Genomic DNA, 24568 nt, shown 5'->3' with positions numbered 1-24568 from the left:
CGGGCGTTGACGCGGCTACACAAACGTGATGTTGCTGATGTGGCCTCTCATCTGCAAACCCGGCGACTCTTCAGACAAGCGCCGGCCGTCGCGCGTTACGTTGTCGAAGACGACGTCACGCACATCGTGCGACTCGTCCAGGCCGCAGATTCGTATCCCTGCCTCAGCGCGCGAGTGCTCGCCATCTATCCGGACGTCTTTGAAGACGCAGCCTCGCAGCATTCCGCCGCAGCGCCGCTGAGACCATAGCGTCGGTTTTGGGAATATCTCCATGAACCACTTCTGCCCCTCGTGGTTGATCCGGATGTCTTCGAAGCGGAGGTTCTCCATCAGCATGTCTTCGCCGGGCTGAATGGAGATGCACGTCGGAAGGTCGAGCATGTACTCGGGGATCTCATCCCACACCGGCTTGGGCTCGATCCGCTCGGGGATTCCGCCGTCGATCCACCAGTTGTTGCTGTAGTGGACGACGTCAATGTCCCGGAAACGCATATCGCGCATGACCGCGGCGCGGCACTCGCACCCGATGCGCCAGATGTGCGCCTTGTCAGACCAGAGCACGCATCGCACAACCTCGATATCCGACACTTCCTGGCTGCCGCGATATCCGAAACCTTTCGGCGCGATGCAATCGTCTTCGGTGCGAATGAAACAGTCCTCGATCCTCACGCCCCTGCAATTGCAGATGTCGATGCCGTCGTCGTTCTCGCACCGCGCGGCCACGATCTTCAGGTTTCTGATCCTCACATTGTCGCACCCGCACAGGTTCAGATTCCAGGCCCAACCGTCCTTGAGTATGATGCCTTCTATCAGGACGTTATCGCAGTCCTCCAGCCTCACAAAACCGTTCTCAGAGCCGTGGTAGTCGCGGGGCCTGTCGAAGCCGTCCAGTATCCCTCTGCCCATGATGCGGATATTCGTGCCGCGAGCCTCGATGCCCCCCTTGACCACCGCCCCTCCGGCGATGTAGAGCGTCTGGTTATCCGACAACTCGATGATCCCCGCCTCATGCACACCCGGGCCGAAATATCTCACCCCCGGCGTCTGGGGGGCGGGCGGCGATTCTTCAAGCGGGTTGGCAAACAGCAGCAGCGGACCGCTGCGCCCGTCCGGCTCGATCGAGATGTGGATCGGCGGGGCGGTCAGCTCAAAGCTCACGGACTGCCCGTCGATGTCGGCCGCGAGATTCTTCGAAAGCGGCTGTATCTTGAGATTATCCAGCGGCCGCTTGTGCGATGTCACAGTGACGCGAGCCGTGCCTTCGAAGTCAAAGTAGGCAAACGAATACGGCCCGCCGAAGGAGGGGATATGGGAGAAGTACTCTTCGTTGGCGTACCCGTGGGTAAAACAGCGATAGACGGGCAATTCCCTGCCGTTGACGGACACGGAATAATCGTCAGAGAGATCGACGGCGGCGCCGGAAATCCTGTGAATATTCCGCTTCACCGGTCCGCAGTCGTCGACCACCTTCGCCCCTTCAGGCGCACTATACGCTATTACTGTTTTCATCTTAATTATGCCTCACTGTAATGCCTGCCCCGTCCGTAAGCAACGGGTGGCCGTTGTCCCGCCCGGTCCGGCCGCCGGGCACGATTGCGCTTGTCTGGCGGGGGGCGGTCGGCGACAATGACGACCATGCTCAGACACACGATGGTACTGATGATCGTCGCGGCGGCCTTGACTGCCGGATGCGTCGAACGGCAGATCACCTTCACCTCCGACCCGCCGGGGGCGATCGTGATTGTCTCCGAAAAAGAAGTCGGCCGCACGCCGGTGACCATCCCGTTCACGTGGTATGGCGATTACGAGATTCTCTATAAGCTCAAGGACTACAAGACGGTCCGCACGCACGCCCAGATCAACATGCCTTGGTATGAAGTTCCGCCCATCGACCTGATGAGCGAACTGGCGCCATGGACGTATCATGACTTCCGGTACTTTCACCAGATCCTCGTCAAGGCCGAAAGCCCCAGCGACGAAGAACTCATCCAGCGGGCCGTCATCATGGAAAAACGCGTGCTGGAACCCGAAAAGCATTGAATCGCAGAATCCGGGCCGAACGCGACTCACCTCAGGAACTGTGAAATGTCGAAGTTCTTGCGCAGTTCCTCGACGGGCACGGCGGAATACTCCAAGCCGCTATCATGACGGATGTGGATGATCTGCCCGCTGTCGTTAAGCGTGTAGGTCTGAGTGCTGCCGGCGATCTTGATCTCCACCTGCCCCCCAGAGCGAGGACGGATCTGGGCGGGGGTGAAGTTGGGTTCGTAGACGCCCCTGGCCGTGGGGCGAAGCGCTTCGTTGTTGAGGATCATCGTGATGTTGGCGGGCTCGCCCCCCTCGGCGGCCAGGCGAATCGCCAGCGGCAGCATGCCCTCGGGCACATAGTTGTCCGGGGCCGGGCCCTTGCCGGAAATGCCTTCGCTGCCCTGGGCCATGATCACCGTCACTGTCCGGTTCGTGACGCTTTGGGCGGTCAGGAGGATGGAGACGCCGCGACGAGTCGCCATGTCGTCGGTCGCTTCGTACTCGACGCGGCTGAGGTTGTCGGTAGCCCGCCAACGTTCTTCAGCCTGATAGGCCCGCTTGCCGTCCTGCAGCTTTTCGGCGGCCAGTCCGGCATACCCCTTTGGGGCCGGTTCGACTCGAATGAGCCGCCATCCGCGAGCGGACTGGGGCTCGGTGACCCGGTAAGCCCGCACCTGCGGCTGCGAGCCGAGCAATTGAGGTAGTCCTTGCTCCTGCAGGCGTCGTACGATTTCTATTCCGCGGCGCGTGGCGCCGGCGCGAACGGCGACGACGGCCCACGCCGCGGCGACCACCGCCGCCAGCACCGCCAGCAGCACCAGCGACGACCGCAGCAGCGGGCGCGGTTTGAGGGGATGTACGTCAGCGTCAATCATCGGGCTCATGGTACTCGGCGAGAGGTTCCGATGTAAAGGGCGGGCCGTGCCGGAACCGCTGCGTAATAATGATACGTCACAGGACATTCACAGACTGATGGTGCTTCATCGAAACAGGACCAAAGCGGCGGGCAGCGCCATCGCTGCGCCGCCGGAGATTTTCCAGCCGCGTTTGAGACTGCGGCGGCGCCTGAGCATCGCGGCGCTGGCATTTCTCACCCCGGCGCTAATGGTGTTGTCGCAGCCGCCGCTGGACGCCTGGTACGTCGCATATGTGGCCATGGTCCCGTGGTTGATGGCGATCGTTCCGGGGCGGATGGGGCGATGGCAATTGCTCTGTGCGACGCTGGCGGGCCTGCTGTTCTGGCTGGTCAACATGCACTGGATTTCGTGGATCACGCTGGAGGGCTACCTGGCCGGCACGGCGTATCTGTCGCTGTACTGGCTGGCCGCGGCGCTGCTGCTGCGGGCGGCGATGCGGCGCGGATTGGCCATGTGGATTGTTCTTCCGGTGGTGTGGACGGCCCTGGAATATGTGCGGGCCAACGTGATCGAGTTTCCCTGGTTCCTGATGGGCCAGACGCAGTACCGCCAGGTCAGGCTTATCCAGATTGCCGACATCACCGGCCAGTACGGGCTGACGTTCTTCGTGGCCATGGTGAACGGGGCGTTGCTGGATCTGCTCAACTCGCCGCTGTTTGTGCGAAAGGACGCCGGCGGGGGCGCCGTCCGCCGTTCGATCCTCACAGGAGCGGTCGTCTCATTGGCGGCCCTGGCGCTGCTGCTGGGGTACGGAACGTGGCGGCTGAACCAGGCGACCACCTCCGCCGGGCCTGTCGTCGGGGTGGTCCAGGAGGCTGTCCCGATCGCCCTGGAAATGCGAGGCCCCGGCGCCGATCGCATCTTCGAGCAGCACCTTAATCGTTCGCGGGAACTCGAGTCGGCCCGGTGCGACCTGGTGATCTGGCCCGAGACGATGTTGCCGATGGGATTGAACGACGGCTATCTCGACCTGGCGCGGCATCGCCAGGCGGAGTGGACTTCCCTGAACCGCCCCGAGCGGGCGGCGTTCTTTGCCGCGGAGATCGATCGCCTCGGGCGCGACGGCCGCGCCATCGCTGAAGCCTCCGCCCGCCTGGGCTGTCCCATCCTGGCCGGCGGCACAACGGTGTTCGAAAACCCCGCCGACGCCGGCGAGGCGCCGCTCGTGCATAACAGCGCCTTATGGTTCGATCGCTCCCCGCTGCCCAGCCAGCAGTACGAAAAAATGCACCTCGTGCCTTTCGGCGAGGCGGTTCCCTTCGCCGATTCGTGGCCGTGGCTGCACCGCCAGTTGAAGGCGTTCGTACCCGGTTCGATGTCGCAAATCGACCCCGGCCAGACGCTGCGAGTCTTCACCCTGCAACGGGGGGACAAGAGGTGGAACATCGTCAGTCCGATCTGCTTCGAGGGGACGATCCCCGACGTGTGCCGCAAGATGGTCATGCCGCAGGGGCGCAAGATTCCCAATCTGGTAATGGCCAATCTCTCCAACGACGGCTGGTTCGTTTACCAGCGGTTCTCCGGCCGGCTCAGTGGACACATCACTGAGGCGCAGGGGGCGCTGGTGACGGCGGTTCTCGAAGGCACAGAGGACGTCAAGATCGGGACGCTGCTGCAGGTCCATCGCGGGCAGAAGTACGTGGCATTGGCCACGGTGGTTTCCCGCCAGGGGCAGTCGCTGACGGCGCGGGTTTCGGAGCCGGCCGAGCCGCCGGCCGCGGGCGACGAACTTTCGCGCACGATTGGGATGCATGCCAGCACCGAGCAGGCCCAGCACCTGGCGCACTATTTCTTCCGTGCGGTGGAAAACCGCGTTCCGGTGGTGCGGGCGGTCAATACGGGCATCAGCGCCGCCATCGATTCCAACGGGCGGCTGTTGGGGGAGGTGTCCGCGGACGGCAGGAAGACGATGGTCTGTGGGACGATGGTGTTCGGCCCGGGCAATGCAGGCGAAAAAGTCGCGCAGCGTGGGGGGGAAATTCTTGTAGACAATCGCGTGAGCGTGTACAGTCGTTTCGGCGATGTTTTCGCCTGGGCGACTTGCCTGACGGGGGCGGCTCTGGTGGTTTGGCTGGCATGGAAGCGGTTGCGGCGCTCTGAGGAGATATCGGGATGACCATGGAAAGGTTTTGCCGGCTCCAGACATTTTCGGTGATCCCCCTGGCGATGATGTTTTTGCCCATCGTCGGCGGGTGCTCGCAATCCCTGCGAATGCGGATGAACCCCGAGAAGGCCTGGACCGAGGCCGACGCCGTTCTTCGACGCTGCGCGCAGGACAGCAATGCCCGCACGCGATGGATGGCCCTGGAGGCCCTGGCGCACACCCAGGGGCAGGCGGCCGGTCCGATTTTCCTCAATGCCCTCACCGACGCCAGCCCGGGCGTTCGCAGCGCCGCGGCGATGGCCATCGGCGAGGTGCAGTATGCCCCCGCCAAGAGCGTTCTTCAGGCAATGGCCAAGTCCAAGGAGAGTAACTTCTGGGAGAGCGACCGGCGGACGTACTGCGCGGTGATCTACGCGCTGTATCGCCTGGGCGACTCCTCGCGCGTGCAGGACCTGGCCCTGCTGCTGCGCGACAAGGAAAGCGAAGTGCGAGGCAGCGCCGCGATCATCATGGGACGCATCGACCATGAATCGGCCGTGCGCCACCTGAAGATGCAGCAGCGCGACGAGCAGGACCGCATGGTGCAGATCCAGATAGTCGAGTCGCTGTCGCTGCTGGGCGACCGCGCCTCGCTGCGGTATCTCGAAACCTACTCCAAGACCCCCACGGAGGTTCTCCAGGTTCTTGCCGTCCACGCGATGGGACGCGTCAAGCCCGCGCACCTGTTCAAGGAAACCCTCGAGTCGCTGCTCTGCAGCGACCAGCCCGTGCTGGTGCGTGCGGCCGCCGCGGGCGCGCTGGGACGCCAGGGATACTTCGAGCAGGCCGGATATGATTTGTGCATGAAGTGCGTGAAGGATCCGGCGGCCGTCCTGCGGCGTGAGACGAAGGACGATTATAAAATTACAGAAGAAGTGTCGGATGTGCTTTGCGAGATAGCGGCCGCCTCGCTGGGATATATGGGCAAGGACGCGGCAGTGGATGAATTGTATCCGCTGATGCACAGCCCGCGCGGACCGCTGCAGGTAGTGGCGGCCATGAGCGTGCGGCGGCTGCTGGGCGAGGGGCAGACGATGCGCGTGCGCCCCGCGCCGGCGGCATGGATGTGGTGGTAGCGAGGCCGCGCCGCGCGGCGCGGGGGGAAATGCTCTGTCGAAAGAAAGCCGCCCCAGCCGATAAAAGCGCTTGACCGGCCGTGGGCGTAGTCTAGAATCAAAGCCGGGCGGACGTTGCCCCGCCGGTGAACAATGAGGCGACCGGGACCTTCCCGGCGCGCCCGGTAACTTCGAGATATATTTGAAGGAGATGTGACTTGAGCATTCTAACCAAGATCAGTGTGGTCGTCCTGGTCCTGCTGATACTCCTGTCCGCACCGGTTTTCATCCGGCAGGCTACGGTTCCGATCAACTGGAAGAACCAGGCCACGGAGCTCGAGAAGCGGATCAAGGTGATGACGATGCAGGCGCAGCACGCCGCCCTTGTAGCCGAAGGCAGCAACAAGGAGAACGATCGCCTCTCGAGAGAGTTGCAGAATCTCATCGCCACCAGCGCCGCCGACAAGACCCGCCTGCGCGACGAATTGACGGACCTTCAGGGCAAGCTTGCCGACGAAGGCAATGAACGCAAGAAGCAGATGGCGGTTCTGGCCGATCTCCAGGGCAACCTCGCCCTCGAGTCAAAGCAGCGCACGCTCCTGCAGGACCAGCTCAACACCGTCGAAAAGGAAAAGGGCCTGCTGGAAACCAAGTCGCGACGCCTGGAAGAACAGACTAAGGAATATCAGGCGCAGCTTGAACTGGCTGGAAAGGTCTCCGCGACCCTTCGCGAACAGATCGCCGAGCTCAATGAACGCATCAAGAACCTCGAGACGCAGATCGCCTCCGGCGGACCGGTTGGCGGCGCCCTGCCCGTCATTGGCGTAGGGGCTGCCGGCGGCGGCGAAGGCGCCCGCGCCGAGCCGAACCTTCCGGACGTGGCCCCGCAGATTGACGGAACCGTCACCACCGTGCGCGGCGACCTGGCGGGCATCAATCTCGGTTCGGCCAAGGGCATGCGACCGGGCATGAAGCTCATCGTGTTCCGCGGCTCGGAGTTTGTCGGCTACCTGCGCGTGCAGGAGGTCGGCGTTGACCAGTCGGCCGGCACCCTCTTCGAGCAGCGCACCGGCGTCAAGCAGGGTGACAAAGTGACCACTAACCTGCTGCGGAAGCAGTAAGGGTGCTGCCATGACTGAAGGACGATCTTCCCAACCGGTTGTAACCGTCAAGCCGCAGTCGGACATCTACACGTTCCTGATCATCCTGGCGGCGGTCACGCTGGCTGTGACGGTGGGCCTGGTGATGTACAACCTGATGTCGCCTGACGGATACGCAATGAACTTCTGGGACATCTTCAGGACGCCCCCCGGCGCCCGGGTGTGATTCGACGCCCTGTTGACGCACCGGCTGTGCGGAACGGCATAACTCGATGATATTCGACTCACTACTTGGCCTGTTCTCGATGGACATGGGCATCGACTTGGGTACCTGCAATACCCTCGTCTGCGTGCGCGGGCAGGGCATTGTCCTCAACGAGCCCTCCGTGGTCGCCGTCAAGCGCGGCACCAACCGCGTCCTCCAGGGCGGCAACGCCGTGGGCCTGGTGGCCAAGGAAATGCTGGGCAAGACCCCCGGCTCGATCAGCGCCATCCGTCCGATGAAGGACGGCGTGATCGCCGACTTCGATATCACCGAGGCCATGCTGGGGTACTTCATCCGCAAGGTCCACAAGCGCCACTCGCTGGTCAAGCCCCGCGTTGTCATCGCCGTGCCCTCGGGCATCACCGCCGTCGAGAAACGCGCCGTACTTAACTCGGCAGAACGCGCTGGGGCCCGCAAGGTGTACCTCGTCGAAGAGCCGATGGCCTGCGGTATCGGCGCCGGCCTGCCCATCACCGAGGCCACCGCCTCGATGATCGTCGACGTCGGCGGCGGCACGACCGAAGTGGCCATCATGTCCCTGGCGGATATTTCCGTCTGCGAGTCGATCCGCGTCGCCGGCGACGATATGGACGAAGCCATCGCCGCCCACATGAAACGCACCTACAACCTGATGATCGGCGAACAGACCGCCGAGAAGGTCAAGTTCCAGATCGGCTCGGCCGCGCCCATGGAGCAGGAGCTCACCATGGAAGTCCGCGGCCGCGATATGATCTCGGGCCTGCCCCGCAAGGCCGTCATCTCCTCCGAAGAAGTTCGCGAGGCCCTGAAGGAACCCGTCGGCGCCATCATCGACTGCGTGACCCGCACGCTGGAAAAAGCCGAGCCGGAACTGGCCGCGGACCTCGTCGACAACGGCATCACCCTCGCCGGCGGCGGTTCGCTGCTTCGAGGCTGTGACACGGTCCTGGCCAACGCCACCGGCCTGAGCGTGATCCGCGCCGACGACCCGCTGACGTGCGTCGCCCGCGGTACGGCCGTCTACCTCGAAAACCTCGAGCTCTGGAAAGAGACGATGGAGTCCGACGAGGACGAGTTCTAGGGTAGAGGGACCCGGGAGCAGGGAACTAGGAACCGGGGGGGAGAATCAAATCACCATCAGACCAGTTAGCGGCGGAGCTTGCTCCGCGCGTCCGCGTGCAACCAGGCTCCCGGGGCAAGCCTCGCCGCTAACCGAAGACCCAGTCATTTCCTTTCAAGATGCAGCCTGAGCATATTCATCGCCGAAAGCGACGCGCGCAGGCGGACGATCTCGCGTGAACTTGGGAAGGCGTATCGCATGTGTTCGGTGCCACCGGCATGAGCCATGGCGATGTGCACCAGGCCCACGGGTTTCTCTGCCGTTCCGCCATCAGGGCCGGCGATGCCGGTTACGGACAGCGCGTAGTCGGCGCCCGTGCGGGCGCGGCAGCCTTCGGCCATTGCTCGGGCGACGGGCTCGCTGACGGCCCCGTGGGACTTGAGCAGTTCCTCGCTGACGCCCAGCAGCGAGACCTTCAGGGCGTTGCTGTAGGTGATCATTCCGCCGAGGTAGTAGCTGCTCGATCCAGGCACTGCTGTGATCATCTGGCCGATCATTCCGCCGGTGCAGCTTTCTGCCGTGGCGAGAGTCTTGCCGGCTTTCTTGAGCAGTTGGCCGATCAGGGCGGCCATGCTGTCTTCGTCTTCGGCGAAGACAATCTCTCCCAGCCGCCGGCGGATCTTTACACAGAGCCCTTCGACACACGCGGCGCCTTCTTCGGCGTCGGGCGCGCTGGCGGTGATGCGGATCGAAACCAGCCCCGCGGCCACGGTCGTGCCCACCAGCACCGGACCGTCGCGGGTCATCAGTTCGCCGAGCATTTCTCCGACGGCCGATTCGCCCAGGCCGAACGTGTGCAGCACCTTCTGAACGATCGCGCCGGACCTGGGCAGGCGCGGGGCGATCTGCTGCTCGAACATGCGCTTCATCTCGTGCGGCACGCCTGGCGTGACGTAGACCATCGCCTGGCCGACCGCCGCGGCGATGCTCGGGGCCGTGCCCGCCGAATTGGGCAGCGCCTGCGCGCCGACGGGCACCATCGCCTGCATGCGGTTGGTCGCGGCCATCGTCAGCCCACGCGAGCGAAAGAACGCCTCGATAACCTCCAGCGAGGGCGGGTCGATCTGGAGACCGGCGCCCAGGACATCAGCCAGGGCCTGGCGGGTGACGTCGTCGGATGTCGGGCCCAGTCCGCCGCTGACGAGCACGATCTCGGCGACGGCGGCCGCGTCGGCAATCGTCTTGGCGATGATGCTCTGGCAGTCGCCGACGGTCCAGTGGGCGATGGTGGCAATGCCGCAGCGGGTGAGTTGATCGGCGAGATAGGCGCTATTGGTGTCGACGGTTTTGCCGGAAATGAGTTCGTCGCCGACGGAGATAATGACGGCCTTCATGCCACATTGTCCTCGCGCAGCGCCATGCCGCAGCGGCTGCAGGTTCTGGGTCTGCCCGGGGGTTGGGTGTCGTCGGGAGCGAGGACCGCCTGGCAGTGGGGGCAGCGGGGCGGTCCCGAGGCGGCGGGGGTGTGGTCCGGGTCTTCTTCCTCTTCCTCGTCGCCTTTGATGATCCACCGCACGCGGTAATATACGCCCAAGGCTAGAAACGGGATCGCCGAGAAGAGCAGCGTGACGACGAACCAGACGGCCGCGGCGCGAGATCGGCCTGCGCGGCGGAACTGCGTCAGCACGCGGATGGCGGAGATCAGGTTAAACCCGAACCACACTACAAGGATGACGATCAGCTTCTGATTGTACGTCCATCCAGACATAGGCGGCCATGGTACCCGCGCCGGCGGGTGATGAAAATAGGCTGCCGCTCAAAGTTCACCTGCGGCTTAATCCGCTGCCGCCAGTAAGAAGAGTGCTAGACTGCCAAGTCTTCCGGAAGCAGCCGCTTGGATAGGGCGTAGCGTTCCCAGCTTGAACTGCCGCACTTGGGGCATCGTCCGCCCGAGGGCACCGTGCTCGGCGTGTAGCCGCAATAGAAGCACGTCACGAAGACCTTTTTGGGTCCGGCGTCGCTGGGATCGACGCTGGGTTGGGGCTCTTCAAGCGGCTTGGCCGGGATGTTGGGATGCTGCGTCAACTTGCCCGTGCGTTTGGATTTTCGCGCGATGTTTCGTGCCATCTGTGTCACTTCCCTCAGGCGGAAGTATAGTCATCCTCCTGCACCAGTAAGTCGCTCGGCAGGTGCCCCAGGTTCGCGCGAATTGAACATATTCGTGGCACAGCCATTGAGGCTGGGTCACTGCAGTCACAGGCTGGAAAGCCTGTGCCACGGCCGCGTATAATAGCGGCCATGTATTCACCGACATTGAGACTGCTGCTGACTGCATGGCTGAGCGCCGCGGCGCTGTGGGTTGCCGGGTGCGACAGTGAACCCGAAACCGAAGCGGTGGCGAAATTTCCGGCCGCACGCATCAGCCCCAGAAACACCTGGACCATCAAGGGCGACATGGGCGACATCGCCGCCGCCATCGACGGCAACGGAGGCACCGCAGCCGTCTCGAGCGCTTTGTACGCCAACAGCATGATCGTGCTGGACTTGGGCAAGACCTGCATGTTCAATACGGTCATCCTTGAACACGGCGACGAAATGGGCTATTGCCGCCGCCTGTCCGTCGCGACCAGCATCGACGGCAAGACCTACACCCAACGCATGATGGGCCCGGGCAATCGAAAGACCACCATCGTGTCCATGATCACCCCGGTGCTGGCACGGTACGTGCAGATCAAGGCCGTCATCCCGGGCAACGCTGCCTGGTCCATCAGTGAGATCGATCTTCAATGATCCAGGACACCCCAACGAACATGAGCACCTATTGCGTCGGCGTCGATCTGGGCGGAACGTTCATCAAGTTCATCCTGCTCGATAGCGCCATGACCGCGGGCAAAGTCATGCAGCTTCCCACTCCGCCCACCGGTGGCGGCGAGGCCGTGGCCGGACGCATCGTCGAGGGCGTGCGTCAGCTCATGGACGCGCAGGGCCTCACCAGCGCCGAGGTGGTCGGTGTGGGCATCGGCTCGCCCGGACCGCTGAAGATTTCCGAAGGCATCGTCATCGCCACGCCCAACGTGGCAGGCATGGAGAACGTGCCGCTTCGCGACATGGTCGCCGACGCCACGGGCCTGCCGGCAATCCTGGAAAACGACGCCAACGCCGCCGGCTACGGCGAATATATCTGCGGCGCCGGACGCGGCAGCGGCGACATGGTGCTGCTGACGCTGGGCACCGGCGTCGGAGGCGGGGTCATCATCGACGGCAAGGTGCTCCACGGCAGCCACGAGATGGGCGCCGAACTGGGGCACATGATCGTGCAGCCCGGCGGCGAAAAGTGCGGTTGTGGACAATACGGTTGTCTGGAGCGATACAGTGCGGCGGCCGCCATCGCACGCTATGCCGCCGAGCTGATCCGCGGCGGGCGCCAGAGCTCGATGAAGAAAACCCTCGACGCCAATGGCGCTCTGGATTCGAAGGACGTTCACGAGGCGTTGCTGGCCGGCGACGCCGTGGCGGCGGAGGTCTGGGACCGCGGGGCGTACTATCTGGGCCTGGCGTGCGTGAGCCTGTGCCGCATCTTCGATCCCGGCGAGATCGTGCTTTCGGGCGGTTTGGCCAAGGCCGGCGAAGATTTCCGCGCGCCGGTCGAGGCCTACATGCACAAGTTCCACTGGCCCATTACCGAGGTGAAGACCCGGCTTACCGTCGCGACGCTCGGCAACGACGCCGGGGCGATCGGTGCGGCCGGGCTGGCGTGGCAGACGCTGGGAAACCGTGCGGGGGCATGAGCCGTAGCACGGGCGTCCCGCCCGTGAGTGGCATGGGCGTCTCGCCCCTGCTCTTGGCGGATCAGCGAAGATGCATGGCCGAGACGGCCATGCCACGCATGGGCGAGACGCCCATGCCACGAAGAAGGTGCAGCGATGAAGCACTATTATCCCAATTTCGAACAGTTCCGCATCCTCTGTGACAAGGGCAACACGATCCCCGTCTACCGCCAACTCCTGGCCGATGCCCTGACGCCGGTGATGGCCTATCACCGTTTGGCCTGCCCGAGCGGGTTCGCCCCGGCGGGGCACGCCTTCCTGCTCGAGAGCGTCGTCGGCGGCGAGCGCGTGGCGCGGTATTCGTTTGTGGCCGCCGACCCCGAGGCGACGTTCACTGCCCACCGCCGCAGCGTGCGCATCTGCAGTGACGACGGCAACGAAGAAATCGACAGCGACGACCCGCTGGCCGAACTGGCGAGAATGCTCCAGCCGTACCAGCCGGTACACCTGGCGGGCCTGCCGCGGTTCAGCGGCGGCGTTGTCGGCTATGCCGGGTACGACATGGTGCGATATTACGAAGACCTCGGTGAAGGTCCCGCTGATGATCGCAACCTGCCGGACCTGGCGTTCGGGCTGTACCGCACGATGGTGATTTTCGACCACGTGTCGAAGACCATCAAGGTCGTCGCCAACGCCTACGTCAAAGACGACCCCGGCGAAGCGTACAGCCTGGCGATCGAGTCCATCGAGCGCACGATCGTGCGCCTCTGCGAGGGCCCGGCTCAGCCGGTGGGGGAGTTCTCGCTCGAAGGACTGCCCCAGAAGCCTTTCAAGAGCAACATCACCAAGAGCGAGTACATGGGCGTTGTCAACGCGTGCAAGGAGTACATCCGCGCCGGCGACATCTTCCAGGTCGTGCCCTCGCAGCGGTTGACCGTCGAGACCTCGGCTGACCCGTTCAGCATCTACCGGGCCCTGCGCGTGGTGAACCCCTCGCCGTTCATGTTCCTGCTGAAGATGCCCGAGTTGACGCTGGTCGGCAGCAGCCCGGAGATTCTCTGCCGCGTCGAGGACGGCGTGGTGACCAATCGTCCGCTGGCCGGAACGCGCCCGCGCGGGTCCACCGAAGAGGAAGACAAGGCCCTCGAGGCCGAACTGCTGGCCGACCCCAAGGAACGCGCCGAACACATCATGCTGGTGGACCTGGCCCGCAACGACGTCGGCCGGGTTGCCGTGCCCAACAGCATTGAGCTGGCCGACCTGATGTCCGTCGAGCGCTACAGCCACGTCATGCACATCGTCTCGGACGTGAAAGGCCGCCTCGCGCCGGGCAAGACCGCCTTCGACGCCCTGCGGGCGGCCCTGCCGGTTGGCACCGTTTCGGGCGCGCCCAAGATCCGCGCGATGGAGATCATCGACGAGTTCGAGCCCACGCGACGCGGACCGTACGCCGGGGCCGTCGGCTATGTCGACTTCAGCGGCAACATGGATACCTGCATTGCCCTGCGCACGATGGTGGCGTGCAACGGCAAGGTCTACCTGCAGGCCGGCGGCGGAATCGTCGCTGACTCGGTGCCCGAAACCGAGTACCAGGAGACGATCAACAAGGCTAAAGCCCTGTTGCGCGCCATCGAGATCGCCGAGGCGGGGTTCGGGGAATAGCACGGGAAGGAATGGAATATTGGAATACTGGAATGATGGGTTTTGTTAGCGGCGGGGCTTGCCCCGCGCGTACGGTCGGGGAAACAACCGCATCGGGCAAGTCGAAGATCCGCCGTGGCGGGCTTGACCGCTAACAAATAATCCGGGACGGTTGCGAGATTTTCTTTCTGAAGAACATCGTGACCGTCTGCAGCACCAGTACCGCCAGGATCGTCCCGCCCATGTCGGCGAACCAGTCGATACTGTCGGCGCTACGGCCAAACAGAGGCTGCGTCAGTTCGTCAAAAATGCCGTATGCACCCATGGTGACGATCATGATGATCGCTCGCCGCAGGGGGCGCACGCCGTGGGCGATGAGAACCGCTCCAAAGGCGCAGGCGATAAGGAAGTACCCGGTAACATGCAGCACCTTGTCGCCGGCCTGCAGACTTGGAATGTCCTGGGCAGGCAGGTGTGTGACGATGAACGCAGCGGCCCATCCACCGGCGCAGAAGACCAACAGGAGTTTTTGCCAGAGGCGGCGCGTCATGTCAAATCGGCGGCCACGTTTGCCGGCGCCGCGGCGGTGGCGTCGGGGGGCGGGGCATCATCTTCCTGGCGGCGGAGCTTGTCCCACTCGATGAACTCGCAGGCCAGGGAGGCGTAGTCGGCCGCCCCGTGCGAGGCGGGCTCGTACTGGAAGATCGTCTGGCCGAAGGAGGGGCTTTCGGCCAGCTTGATATTGCGGCGGATGATGCTCTTGAAGATGCGGGCGCGCGACCAGGGGCTGTTGGTGCCCTTGGCGGCTGCGAAGAACGCCTCGAGGTCGGCCACGACCTCGCCGGCCAGCCGCGTGTTGTGCTCGTACATGCAGAGGATGACGCCGCCGACGCGCAACCTGGGGTTGATCCGGTGCTGGACCAGCGAAATGGTCTCGAGCAGCTTGCCCAGCCCCTGCAAAGCCAGAAAGTGAGGCTGCAGCGGGATGATGACCTCGTCGGCCGCCGCCAGGGCGTTGAGCGTCAGCAGCCCCAGGCTCGGCGGGCAGTCGATCAGCACGAAGTCCCACCGCCGCTCGTCCGCGGCCGCCAGCGCCTTTCGCAGAATCTGCTCGCGCCCCGGAACTCCGGTCAGTTCCATTTCAGCCGCGGCCAGATCGATGACGGCCGGGGCCATCCAGAGATGATCGGCGGCCTTGACGGTTACGGCGTCGATTGAGGCCTGCTGCGTCAGCAGGTCATAGACAGAAGACCCTTCCGGCGGTTCGGAGGACAGGTGCAGGGTCATGTGGGACTGGGGGTCCATGTCGATCAGCAGGACGTCGCGTGCCGCGGTGGCCAAGGCAGCTCCGAGATTGACTACGGAGGTGGTCTTTCCCACGCCGCCCTTCTGGTTGATCATGGCGATAACTTTCACGCGATGCATTATAGAGCCGCTGCCGTCTCAGACAATAGACGCATGTGCGAAAACAGGATGCCGGCGCCGGGCCCGCAGGGCGAGAGGCTTGCCGCGGCGACGGGGCGGCTGTATTCTCTCCCCGGCGGCGCGCAGCAGCGTTAAACCGCCGGCGCCGGGGCTCTACAATTCCAGTGCCGGGCCGCGAGGACCTCCCATGCGAGTGAAAATCTGGCCGCTCATTAAGGAAAGCGTCAGCGGGTTCATCAGCGTTTCGGCGCCGCGTCTGGCGGCCGCTACCGCTTTCTACGCCATGCTCTCGCTGGCGCCGCTGCTGGTGGCGGCCGTTGCCGCCGCCGCCATCTTCTTCGGTCCGGCGGCGGCACGGGGCGAACTGACCAGCCAGATGGGCCGGCACATCGGTCCCGAGGCGGCAAAGCTTGTCCAGGACGTTCTGCAGAACTCCCAGCAGGATAGCAGCGGTCCGTTAGCGGTGGCCTTGGGCGCGGCGCTGCTGCTGGTCGGCGCCAGTGCCGTCTTTCGCGTCATGCAGGAGGCAATGGATGTGATCTGGGAGGTTCAGGCCAAGCCGCGCAAGGCGCTGCTGAGCTTCATCCTCCAGCGTTTGGCAAGCTTCCTGATGATCCTGGTCCTGGGGGGGCTGGTGGTGGCTTCGATGGCGTCAACATCGTTGCTCCAGGCGCTGCGGTCGCTGCTGCCGGCTTCGACGTCGCCGGTGGCGGCGGTTCTCTGGAAGGTCGCGGGCTACGCGGTGCAGTTGGCGCTGCTGACGCTGCTGGTAGCGCTGACATTCAAGGTGCTTCCCGATGCGAGGGTGACCTGGCGCGACGCGTCGCTGGGGGCTTTTATCACCGGCGTGTTAATCCTGGTGGGTAACTTCGGCATCGCGATGTATCTCAGCCGCGCCTCGACCACAACCGCCTATGGCGCCGCCGGATCGCTGGCGATTATGCTGCTGTGGATCTACTACACGATGATGATCTTCTATTTTGGCGCGCAAGTGACCCATATCTACGCCCGCCAAGCCGGGCGTGGCATTGTCCCGAGGAAGCACGCCGTGAAATTGGAGCCTCCGCCGTCTGAGCAGCCGGCTCATTAGCGGCTGCCTATGCGGACATCGCCTTGACGCGACGCTCCAACTCCTCCGGGCCCACGTCTTCTTTGTGGGTGGCAATCCACCACAGATGTCCGAAGGGATCTTCCAACTGGCCGCTGCGGTCACCATAGAACTGGTCCATGACCGCCTTGTGTTCCTTGGCGCCGGCAGCTAGCGCTTGGCTGAACAACGCGTCGACGTCCTCGACGTAAAGGTGCAAGCTCACCGGCGAACCGCCCAATGTCTGAGGCGATTTGCCGCCGTACTCGGGGAACTCGTCGCTGAGCATGATCACCGAGTCGCCGATGCAAATCTCCGCGTGCCCCAGCCGTCCGTCGGGCATCATCAAGCGATAGATTTCCGTCGCCCCAAAGGCGACTTTGTAGAACTCCAGGGCGCGCACGCCGTCGCGAACAGCCAGATACGCCGTCACAGTATGATGCCCCTCGGGAACAGCCTTGACGCCCGCGTTGCTGACGGCGGCGGAGGCAGCCCCTTGACCGGACGTGTCCCCCTGCGCCTCGGCCAGGTATTCGCCGAGCTTGTCCAGGGACTCGTTCCAGCCCTTCAGGCACATGTCGCGCAGCGGTCCAGGTTCGATTGGACCGTGCCGCAACGTCAGTGTGGTCGTATTGCCTTGCTGGGCAAACGTGACCGCCACACGAGTCTGTTCAGGCCAGCCGGGCATGTCGTAAGCCTCAGGCGAAACGGCGTTGCCTTCTTCGTCGGCGAAGCTGTCAGTGTAGACGAGCCGCTCGTTGGGGACGATCTCTTCAAACGCGCCTTGCGACCAATACTCCACGCCTTCCGGCGAGAGCATGCAGTTGAGATAACGCCCGCCGGGGCGCAGGTCGATCTGGCAGATGGGCGTGGTGAATCCGCGAGGCCCCCACCATCGCATCGCGCGCTGCGGCTGCGTCCAGGCGTCGAACACCAGCCCGGCCGGAGCGTTGTACGTTCGCGTAATCATCAAACCCTGCTCCAGGGCCTGTTCGGTAGCTGTCTCTATGGTACTCATGGGTCTTCCCTCCTGTATCAAATCATTCTAGCTCGGACAGTTCACAGCGGAGATTGCAGCGCGCTGCTTCGCCCGCGACCCATTGCGGATTGCTCGGACTGGCTATCGCTCACGTCAAGCACCTATTGCCGCGGGGCGAACGTTTTCTCGTCAATGACCTTGCCGGCCAGGTTGTAGGCTTTCATCACGCACTCTTTGTCGCTGATTTCGAAGCAGACGAACGAGGGCGTGTGCTCGCGAAAGACGCTGGTCTTGGCGAAGGGGTTGTTGGCGGAGGCGCGGTTGCTCTGGCGGTATGTCTTTGCCCCGCCGGCGCCGGCGATGATGCTGGTAACGCCCTTGTCCGGCGTCGGCTCGACGCGCTCATAGTGGTAGTCGAACGCCGAGACGATCGCAGCGGCCTTGTACTTGCCCAGCAGCGGGCAGATGGTGTCGCGGCACTGCTGCAGCGGCGTCCACATCGACCCGCCGCGCGGGCGGCTCTGCTGGCCGGTCGAGTAGCCCGGAAAGTGGTTGAACGCCAGGATGTATTTCTCCCGCGAATCCTTCAGTACGCGCTCGAGCCATTTGGCGTTGGCCGAGGCGGCGGACCAGTCCCAGATCCCGTCGATGCCGATCAGCCGCACCGGGCCAAACGCCTGCGTCCAGGTGAGATTCTGCTCGTCGGCCGCCGGCGTCGAGAACAGCTTGAGCGTCAGGCCGGTGTGGTCGCCGCCATCGGGGGCCAGGTATGTCGGCACCGTCGCCATGAGCTGCGCGAACTTGTCCAGGTAGAACACGTCCCACTGGAAGTCCCACGAGGCGAACTCCATCACTTGGCCGAGATGTACGAAGATGTCGGGTTTGCACTTGAGCATGCCGTCGGCGTACAGCGAGGCCTTCGTCCAGGAGTAGTAGTTTCCGCGCGAATTGCCGTACGTCACCACGCGCAGCGTCTTGGCGTCGGACGCCGGCAGCGAGACCGTGAAGGGACCCTTGCTGTCGATCATGTCGCCAAGCTTGCTGATGACGGTGTACGTGAACTTGCGCGTGCCCTTGGGCAGGGTCACCTTCAGGCGGTGGTACAAATCCACCGGCGAAGTCGCGCTGGATGCCGCCCCGGCCGGCTCGACAGGGGTGGCCGTGACAGTGACGGCGGCGGGCAGGCCGGTGCGGCAGGTGACGCTGAAGAAGTCGTCGCCGAAGTGGCCGAGGATCGGCCCGCTGCGAATGACGGCCTTGCCCGGCACTGCGGCGATGAGCTGCAGCGGCTTGAGTGCGACCTGCGTGATCCCGCCCAAAGCCGACAGCGGCCCGCTGATGGTCAGCGTGTTGTCGCCCTTGGTCAGCAGGCCGGTCGTCTGCACCGGCAGGGCGTGGTACATCATGCCAGGCAGCGGCCCTTGCGGGGTCTTGCCGTTGAGCGTGACGACCACGTGCGTCCAGAGCGGGCTGGCGCCGCATTCGCCGTCGCCGACGTTTTCGTGACCGCAAGTGGCGAAGGCGCCCGGGGTCTTTCCGCCTTTGGGTTCGTCGAAGATCACCCACAGCGCGGCGACGGCAGCAGGGTCATTGACGGGGAACGTCGCGCGGGCTGTCAGGATTTGTTTGGGATTGACGCCGAACGCGGCGGGCATGGGGCCGAACGTCTTGCCGCCGTCGGAGCTGAACTCCCACTTGGCGGGGAGCGTTTCAGTCTTGGCCCCACCGAAGCTACCCTCGGCGCAGCGGGCCTCAAGCTGGTCTGCGGTTGGCCCGTGTTGGGCCTGCACAGCCGTCATGGCGGACGACAGAGTGAATAACGCGGCGAGCAACAGAATGCATCTTGGCATGGTTCTCATCCTTTTATTGGGTGCGGTGGCGGGAGGGCTTGGGCCCGACAGCCACGCGCGGGTAGATCGGAGATCGTGGCTCTCCGGGCCTTGGGCCCTGCGCGCCACGGCACCTAGGCGCGCGCTGGGCGTGACGGATCGTCAATCTTCTGTGTCTGCTTTGGGAGTCTGGCCTTTGTGGTGCTCGCCGGCGAGCAGCTCGGCCGGACTGAAGCGGGCTTTGGCGTCCTGGTCTTCCTGCGAGAGTGGTTTCCGCTCGGCGAGCAGTGCGGCGGCCAGCTTGGCGTTGTATTCCTGCTGCTTGGGGTCCTCGGGCGCTTCTTCGCGCGCGGGGGGCTTTTCCGCTTTCGCGGTGGCGGCGGATTGTTCCGGGGCGGCGCTGTCCGGGGCTTCGGGGACCCCTGCCGCAGGGGCGCTCTTTGAGCGACGTCGTCGGCGATGGCGGGACTTCTTGTGCGTCGCGGTAGCGGCGCCATCCGGCGTCTGCTCGGTTTCTGCCGCGACGGGGACGTGTTCCTCAGCAGCGGCGGGGGGCTCGGCGGGAGCTTGCTCTTTCGTCTGTTCGGGCGCCTGTGCCTGGTCCGCGCGGGGGCCCTTGTGTCGCCGGCCACGTCGGCCGCGGCGGGACTTCTTGGCGGCTGCGGGCTGGGCGGCGGGCTCGCCTTCTGCGGGCTCGGGCGGCGCGGGTTCTTCCGGAAACTCACTGGCGCCGGGACCGATCTCTTCGACGCTGGAGATTTCCATTGCCGGCGTCGTTTCTTCTTCCTCGGGTTCTTCCTCGTAAGGTTCGAGTTCACCGGCGGCGGCCGCTCCGGCCAGGGCTTCGGTATGGAGGGTCTTCCATCCGCCGCTGGGGCGGATATCCCAGGCGACCTCGCTGCCGCGTCCGTTGGCGGCGGTGATGGCGACCTGGCTTCCGGCCATGTCGGGCTTGGCCACAATGGTAATCTTCTTGTCGAAGCGGGTCTCGAGGGCATAGAGCTGGCGCCGGCAGGCGTTGGCGAGGTGCTCGGCGACTGACGGCGAGACGGCGACGGTGAGTTGGAAGACTTCGGAGTTGGCGCAGGCACGCTGGAGGTGTCGCAGCACCTCCAGGGCCAGCGATTCGTTGCTCTTGATAAGCCCGTCGCCATTGCAGAGCGGGCAGGTTCGATAGATATTGTGCGTCAGCGAGTGCCGGACGCGCTGGCGGGTCATCTCGACGATCCCGAAGGCGCTGATGCGCAGGATTTTGCTCTTGGCGCGGTCGGTCTTGAGCCCGTCCTTGAGGACCTTCTCGACGGCGCGCTTGTTCTTCTCGGCCCGCATGTCGATGAAGTCGATCACGATCACGCCGCCGAGGTCCCGCAGGCGGATCTGGCGGGCGGCTTCGGCGGCGGCCTCGATGTTGATCTTGAACGCCGTCGACTCGGGGTCGGAGGTCTTGCGGAACCGTCCGGAGTTGACGTCGATAGCCACCAGCGCCTCGGCCTGGTCTATCACGAGCGATCCGCCGATGGCCATCTCGACGCGGCGGGCGTGGATCTTTTCGATCTCGTCGTCCAGGCCGGTGTCATGAAAGAGCCCGCCGCTGCCGCGGTAGACCTCGATGACGTGCTTGGTGCGAGGCATGACCATGTCCAGGAACGTCTTGACCTGGGCGGCGACGGTCTCGCTGTCGCAGATGATGCGGTCGATGTCGATATTGTAGATGTCTCGCAGCGTCCGCGAGACCAGGTCCGACTCCTCGTACAGCGAGCAGGGCGCCTTGTCCGTGGCGATACGCTTTTCGATGGCCTTCCACAGGCGCGTCAGGAACGCCAGGTCGCGCTTGAGTTCTTTCTTGGGCTGGTCGATGCCTGCCGTGCGGACGATGATGCCGATGTCCTCGGGCATTTCCAGGTCGGCCAGGGCGGCGCGGGCCTTGGCGCGCATCTCCTCGTCTTCGATCTTGCGCGAGACGCCCATGCGGCTCATTCCGGGCATCATCACCAGCAGCCGCCCGGGGATCGACAGGTACGTCGTCAGCGTCGGGCCCTTGGTGCCGATGCCTTCCTTGGTGAGTTGCACGACCACTTCCTGCCCGCGGCGCAGGCATTCCTGGATCGGCGGGCGGTGGCGGTGGGCCCGCTTGCGCCCGACGGCCTCGGTGTCGGCCGACTGCCCTTCGGGGAAATACTGCGGGTGCAGGTCCGAGATGTGCAGGAATCCGTTCTTGGCCAGTCCGAAATCGACGAACGCCGCCTGGATCGACGGCTCGACGTTCATCACGCGCCCCTTGTACACATTGCCCACGTGCGAGACGTTTGAGGCCCGCTCGACGTAAAGTTCCTCCAGTCGCCCATCGCTGACAATGGCGATGCGGCATTCCTGGCCTTCGACGGTGTTGATCAACATCTGCTTCGACATACGTTCTCCATTACTCTCTGCGGCGATCTTCGTCGCCGCGCGACGCTCCATTGCCGGGCTCCGAACGTGTCGCAGGCGTCTCGTCCGCGTCTTGTTCGTCCGTCGAGGGCGAGACGCCCTCGCTATGCGCGGACGAGACGTCCGCGACACGGTCGAACATGAACTCCACGTCCGTTCGCACCAGGTTGGCCAGGTCGACTCGACCGTCCAATCCCAGCAGTTCCAGCACCTCGCCGGGTCGCGGCCACAAGGCCCCAGCCGGCTGCAGCGTCATCAATAAGGTTGCGTCAACCAGTTCCAACCGGCCGACAAGTGGTTTCAAATCAATAGGGGTTTCGCGCCATCCGCGGCCGTGCTTGACGGAAGTTTTCCGCAGCACGGTCCAGGCATGGGCGGAGCGAAGCTCGGCAATTCTAGCCGACACAGCCGCGAGGCGCGCCTGGGCGTCAGCCGTAGCACGGGCGTCTCGCCCGTGCGTTCCACGGGCATCTTGCCCGTGGTCTGGGGTGGCATGGGCGTCTCGCCCATGCTCTTGGATTTGTTTTTCATGCATGGGCGGGACGCCCATGCTACGCTCGCGCAAATCCAGTTCATAGTCAATGCGCTGGGGTTGGGGGCAGGCTTTGCCTTGCAGGGGGCGGGGCTGATCGAAGTGCATGCCCAGCGGGGCGGCGGCGTTGAGGCGGGCGGTGAGGTCATCCGGCTCGACCGGTTCGTCCAGCGTCAGCACCAGCAGGTCCGCGCGCGTAGCGACAGCCACCGGGCGGGGCAGGGCCAGAGAAAAAATCGGCCTTGGGTTAAACCCTTGTGTACTGCGAACAGGCAGTTGCGCCCTTGCGGCGACCCGCTCGACGGCACGCATGCAGTCGTGATGCGAGATGAAGCGGAGATCGCCCTCAATGGCCAACCGAATGGCCCATCGATACGCCAACGAAATATTACCTTTCCGTTTCGCTTCCCGCGGCGGGTTTTCAGGCGCCGCAACGCGGTCAATATTGTTCGGCGGCGCTGCCGCCGCTATGTTTCTTTTGGAGTGCGGCAGCCTAAAGCTGCCGCTTTGGATGTTGTTCGGCGGCGGAGGGGCTTTTGCCTATCGAAAAACATCCAAAGCGGCGGCTGAGGCCGCCGCACTCCATAGTTCAGTCCGAATACATTTCCGGTAGGACGCGGCGGGTTTCGACTCGCAGGTAATTAATGATTTCCTTGTCGGAGTCGAAGCTCATGACTCGCCGGGCCACCTCGGCGGCCTGTTCCAGGGTCACCGAGCGGATAATTTTTTTCACTTCCGGGATCGCCGGCGGGCTGGAGGAAAAGCACCTCAGCCCCAGTCCCAGCAGCAGCAGCGTATACTGGGGATCGCCGGCCATCTCGCCGCAGAGGCTCACGGGGATCCCGTGCCGCTGCCCGGCGCGGATGACCTGCTTGATCAGCCGCAGCACCGCCGGGTGCGCGACGCTGAACAGCGAGGCCACGCGCTCGTTGCCGCGGTCCACTGCCAGGGTGTATTGTACCAGATCGTTGGTTCCCAGGGAGAAGAAGTCGACTTCTTTTGCGAACGAATCGCACATCAGCGCCGCCGAGGGCGTCTCGACCATCATGCCGATGGAGATGTCGGAGCGGTACTCGATGCCTTCCTCTTCGAGGTCTTCCATCACGTCGCGGACGATGGTCTTGGCCTGGCGCAGCTCCAGCAGGTTGGTGATCAGCGGAAAGAGCATCGAGACGCGGCTGCCGATGCTGGCACGCAAAATCGCACGCAACTGCGTCTTGAACATCGGCAGGTTCTGCAGGCAGTAGCGGATGCTGCGGCAGCCCAGGAAGGGGTTGCGTTCCGGGGCGCGGGCACGCTGCTGGGTGTACTTGTCGGCCCCGAGGTCCACCGTGCGGATGGTCACCGGGCGACCCTCGCACAGCGTCAGCACCTCGCGGTAGGCGTGGAAGTGGTCGGCCTCGGTAGGTTCCTTATCGGTGCCCAGGTACAGAAACTCGGTTCGGTAGAGGCCGATGCCCTGTCCGCCTTTTTCGAGCACGGCGGCCACTTCGCCGGGAAACTCGATATTGCCCAGCAGCGTGACTTCGTGCCCGTCGCGCGTGATGGCCGGCAGGTCGCGCAGGGCGTCGAGGCTGTGGATGAACTGCACCTGCTGCTGGGCGTAGATGCGGTAGCTCTCGATGGTGGCTTCGTCGGGGTTGATGATCACCATGCCGCGCGTGCCGTCGATGATCACGGTGTCGCCGGTGCTGACGGCCGCGGTGACGTCGTTGAGCCCCACCACGGCCGGTATCCCCAGCGCCTTGGCGACGATGGCGGTGTGGCTGGTGGCCCCGCCGGCGTCGATGGCCAGCCCCTGCACGTGGTCGCGGTCCATGCAGGCGGTCTGGGAGGGGGTCAGATCGTGGGCCAGGACGTTGCGGTCTTTCTTGAGCTGCGTCAGGGACTGGCGTCGCTGCCCAATGAGGTTTCGCAGCAGGCGTTTCTCGATGTCGTAGATGTCCTTGACGCGGTCGGCGAGGTACTCGGGCATCGCCAGGAAGTCTTTGGCGTACGCTCGCAGAACGGTGGCGACGGCATATTCGGCCGTCACGCGGCTGATGCTGATGGCGTCGGAGAACTTCTTCTGCAGGACCTTATCGTTGAGCAGGCCCAGGTGGAAGTCGAAGATGCTGGCGGTTTCCTTGCCGATCTGTTTGGCGGTCTGTTCCTGAAGGGTGCGGATTTCTTTGCGTGAGACGTCACAGGCCCGCCGCAGGCGGACGAGCTCAGCCTGCGTCAGATCCTCCGAAACATGACGTTCCGGAACATCGAACTCCTCGGTGTCGACCACCACCGCCGGGGCGATGGCCACGCCGGGCGAAACTCCAATGCCTTTTTTTGTCTTCATCT

At 64.2% G+C, this 24568-nt stretch carries 22 protein-coding genes; 10 read left to right on the top strand and 12 right to left on the bottom strand.

Features of this window, described 5'->3' with window-relative positions; translation table 11 throughout:
• Positions 1-15 precede the first annotated feature (15 nt).
• Complete coding sequence (locus ABFD92_19665) at positions 16-1509, bottom strand: glycosyl hydrolase family 28 protein (GenBank protein MEN6506759.1); 1494 nt, start codon at positions 1507-1509, stop codon at positions 16-18.
• A 126-nt stretch (positions 1510-1635) separates the two neighbouring features.
• Between ABFD92_19665 and ABFD92_19660 the strand changes: the two genes are divergently transcribed.
• Positions 1636-2040, top strand: a complete 405-nt coding sequence (locus tag ABFD92_19660) for a PEGA domain-containing protein (GenBank protein MEN6506758.1) — start codon at positions 1636-1638, stop codon at positions 2038-2040.
• 26 nt (positions 2041-2066) lie between these two features.
• Here ABFD92_19660 and ABFD92_19655 read toward each other — a convergent pair whose 3' ends face one another.
• A complete protein-coding gene (locus ABFD92_19655) occupies positions 2067-2903 on the bottom strand; it encodes a hypothetical protein (protein MEN6506757.1) in 837 nt (278 codons plus the stop codon).
• Between the two features lie 97 nt (positions 2904-3000).
• On the opposite strand from ABFD92_19655, the gene lnt reads away from it, so the two are divergent.
• From lnt to ABFD92_19630, 5 genes are all read left to right on the top strand, one after another.
• A complete protein-coding gene (gene lnt, locus ABFD92_19650) occupies positions 3001-5061 on the top strand; it encodes an apolipoprotein N-acyltransferase (protein ID MEN6506756.1) in 2061 nt (686 codons plus the stop codon).
• Complete coding sequence (locus ABFD92_19645) at positions 5058-6164, top strand: HEAT repeat domain-containing protein (GenBank protein MEN6506755.1); 1107 nt, start codon at positions 5058-5060, stop codon at positions 6162-6164. The genes lnt and ABFD92_19645 overlap by 4 nt, the downstream gene beginning before the upstream one ends.
• 197 nt (positions 6165-6361) lie before the next feature.
• The gene (locus ABFD92_19640; GenBank protein ID MEN6506754.1) at positions 6362-7264 is read left to right on the top strand and encodes a hypothetical protein; all 903 of its coding nucleotides are present in this window, start codon (positions 6362-6364) and stop codon (positions 7262-7264) included.
• 10 nt (positions 7265-7274) lie between these two features.
• Complete coding sequence (locus tag ABFD92_19635) at positions 7275-7469, top strand: hypothetical protein (GenBank protein MEN6506753.1); 195 nt, start codon at positions 7275-7277, stop codon at positions 7467-7469.
• Positions 7470-7515: 46 nt separating this feature from the next.
• Positions 7516-8568, top strand: coding sequence for a rod shape-determining protein (locus ABFD92_19630; GenBank protein MEN6506752.1), 1053 nt, complete (start codon positions 7516-7518; stop codon positions 8566-8568).
• Positions 8569-8711: 143 nt separating this feature from the next.
• On the opposite strand, the gene ABFD92_19625 is transcribed toward ABFD92_19630, so the two are convergent.
• From ABFD92_19625 to ABFD92_19615, 3 genes are all read right to left on the bottom strand, one after another.
• Positions 8712-9941, bottom strand: a complete 1230-nt coding sequence (locus ABFD92_19625; protein ID MEN6506751.1) for a competence/damage-inducible protein A — start codon at positions 9939-9941, stop codon at positions 8712-8714.
• Positions 9938-10315 (bottom strand): hypothetical protein, encoded by a 378-nt coding sequence (locus ABFD92_19620; protein MEN6506750.1) that lies wholly within the window; start codon positions 10313-10315, stop codon positions 9938-9940. Before ABFD92_19620 ends, ABFD92_19625 begins: the two co-directional genes overlap by 4 nt.
• Positions 10316-10410: 95 nt before the next feature.
• Complete coding sequence (locus tag ABFD92_19615; GenBank protein ID MEN6506749.1) at positions 10411-10674, bottom strand: hypothetical protein; 264 nt, start codon at positions 10672-10674, stop codon at positions 10411-10413.
• 171 nt (positions 10675-10845) lie between these two features.
• On the opposite strand from ABFD92_19615, the gene ABFD92_19610 reads away from it, so the two are divergent.
• From ABFD92_19610 to trpE, 3 genes are all read left to right on the top strand, one after another.
• Positions 10846-11337, top strand: coding sequence for a discoidin domain-containing protein (locus tag ABFD92_19610; protein MEN6506748.1), 492 nt, complete (start codon positions 10846-10848; stop codon positions 11335-11337).
• Positions 11334-12335, top strand: coding sequence for an ROK family protein (locus ABFD92_19605; GenBank protein MEN6506747.1), 1002 nt, complete (start codon positions 11334-11336; stop codon positions 12333-12335). The genes ABFD92_19610 and ABFD92_19605 overlap by 4 nt, the downstream gene beginning before the upstream one ends.
• A gap of 135 nt (positions 12336-12470) precedes the next feature.
• Entirely contained in the window at positions 12471-13976 is a 1506-nt protein-coding gene (trpE, locus tag ABFD92_19600) for an anthranilate synthase component I (protein MEN6506746.1), read from the top strand.
• Positions 13977-14106: 130 nt separating this feature from the next.
• On the opposite strand, the gene ABFD92_19595 is transcribed toward trpE, so the two are convergent.
• Together ABFD92_19595 and ABFD92_19590 are read right to left on the bottom strand one after the other, a co-directional pair.
• Complete coding sequence (locus ABFD92_19595) at positions 14107-14505, bottom strand: VanZ family protein (protein ID MEN6506745.1); 399 nt, start codon at positions 14503-14505, stop codon at positions 14107-14109.
• Positions 14502-15371 (bottom strand): AAA family ATPase, encoded by an 870-nt coding sequence (locus ABFD92_19590; protein MEN6506744.1) that lies wholly within the window; start codon positions 15369-15371, stop codon positions 14502-14504. The genes ABFD92_19595 and ABFD92_19590 overlap by 4 nt, the downstream gene beginning before the upstream one ends.
• A gap of 196 nt (positions 15372-15567) precedes the next feature.
• On the opposite strand from ABFD92_19590, the gene ABFD92_19585 reads away from it, so the two are divergent.
• Complete coding sequence (locus ABFD92_19585) at positions 15568-16470, top strand: YihY/virulence factor BrkB family protein (protein MEN6506743.1); 903 nt, start codon at positions 15568-15570, stop codon at positions 16468-16470.
• A gap of 7 nt (positions 16471-16477) precedes the next feature.
• On the opposite strand, the gene ABFD92_19580 is transcribed toward ABFD92_19585, so the two are convergent.
• The 5 genes from ABFD92_19580 to ptsP form a co-directional block, all read right to left on the bottom strand.
• Positions 16478-17485: an SRPBCC domain-containing protein gene (locus ABFD92_19580; protein ID MEN6506742.1), complete on the bottom strand. Its 1008-nt coding sequence runs from the start codon at positions 17483-17485 to the stop codon at positions 16478-16480.
• 122 nt (positions 17486-17607) lie between these two features.
• On the bottom strand, positions 17608-19296 hold the full coding sequence (locus ABFD92_19575; GenBank protein ID MEN6506741.1) for a hypothetical protein: 1689 nt from the start codon (positions 19294-19296) through the stop codon (positions 17608-17610).
• A gap of 141 nt (positions 19297-19437) precedes the next feature.
• Positions 19438-21684, bottom strand: coding sequence for an Rne/Rng family ribonuclease (locus ABFD92_19570; GenBank protein MEN6506740.1), 2247 nt, complete (start codon positions 21682-21684; stop codon positions 19438-19440).
• Positions 21685-21694: 10 nt separating this feature from the next.
• The gene (locus ABFD92_19565) at positions 21695-22591 is read right to left on the bottom strand and encodes a TIGR03936 family radical SAM-associated protein (protein MEN6506739.1); all 897 of its coding nucleotides are present in this window, start codon (positions 22589-22591) and stop codon (positions 21695-21697) included.
• Between the two features lie 232 nt (positions 22592-22823).
• Positions 22824-24566, bottom strand: a complete 1743-nt coding sequence (ptsP, locus tag ABFD92_19560) for a phosphoenolpyruvate--protein phosphotransferase (protein ID MEN6506738.1) — start codon at positions 24564-24566, stop codon at positions 22824-22826.
• Between the last annotated feature and the right edge of the window lie 2 nt (positions 24567-24568).

It is taken from the genome of Planctomycetaceae bacterium, assembly GCA_039680605.1.
GTDB lineage: Bacteria > Planctomycetota > Phycisphaerae > SM23-33 > SM23-33 > JAJFUU01.
Note: the sequence above shows the minus strand (reverse complement) of the source record. Positions and strands in the feature narration are given on the sequence as shown.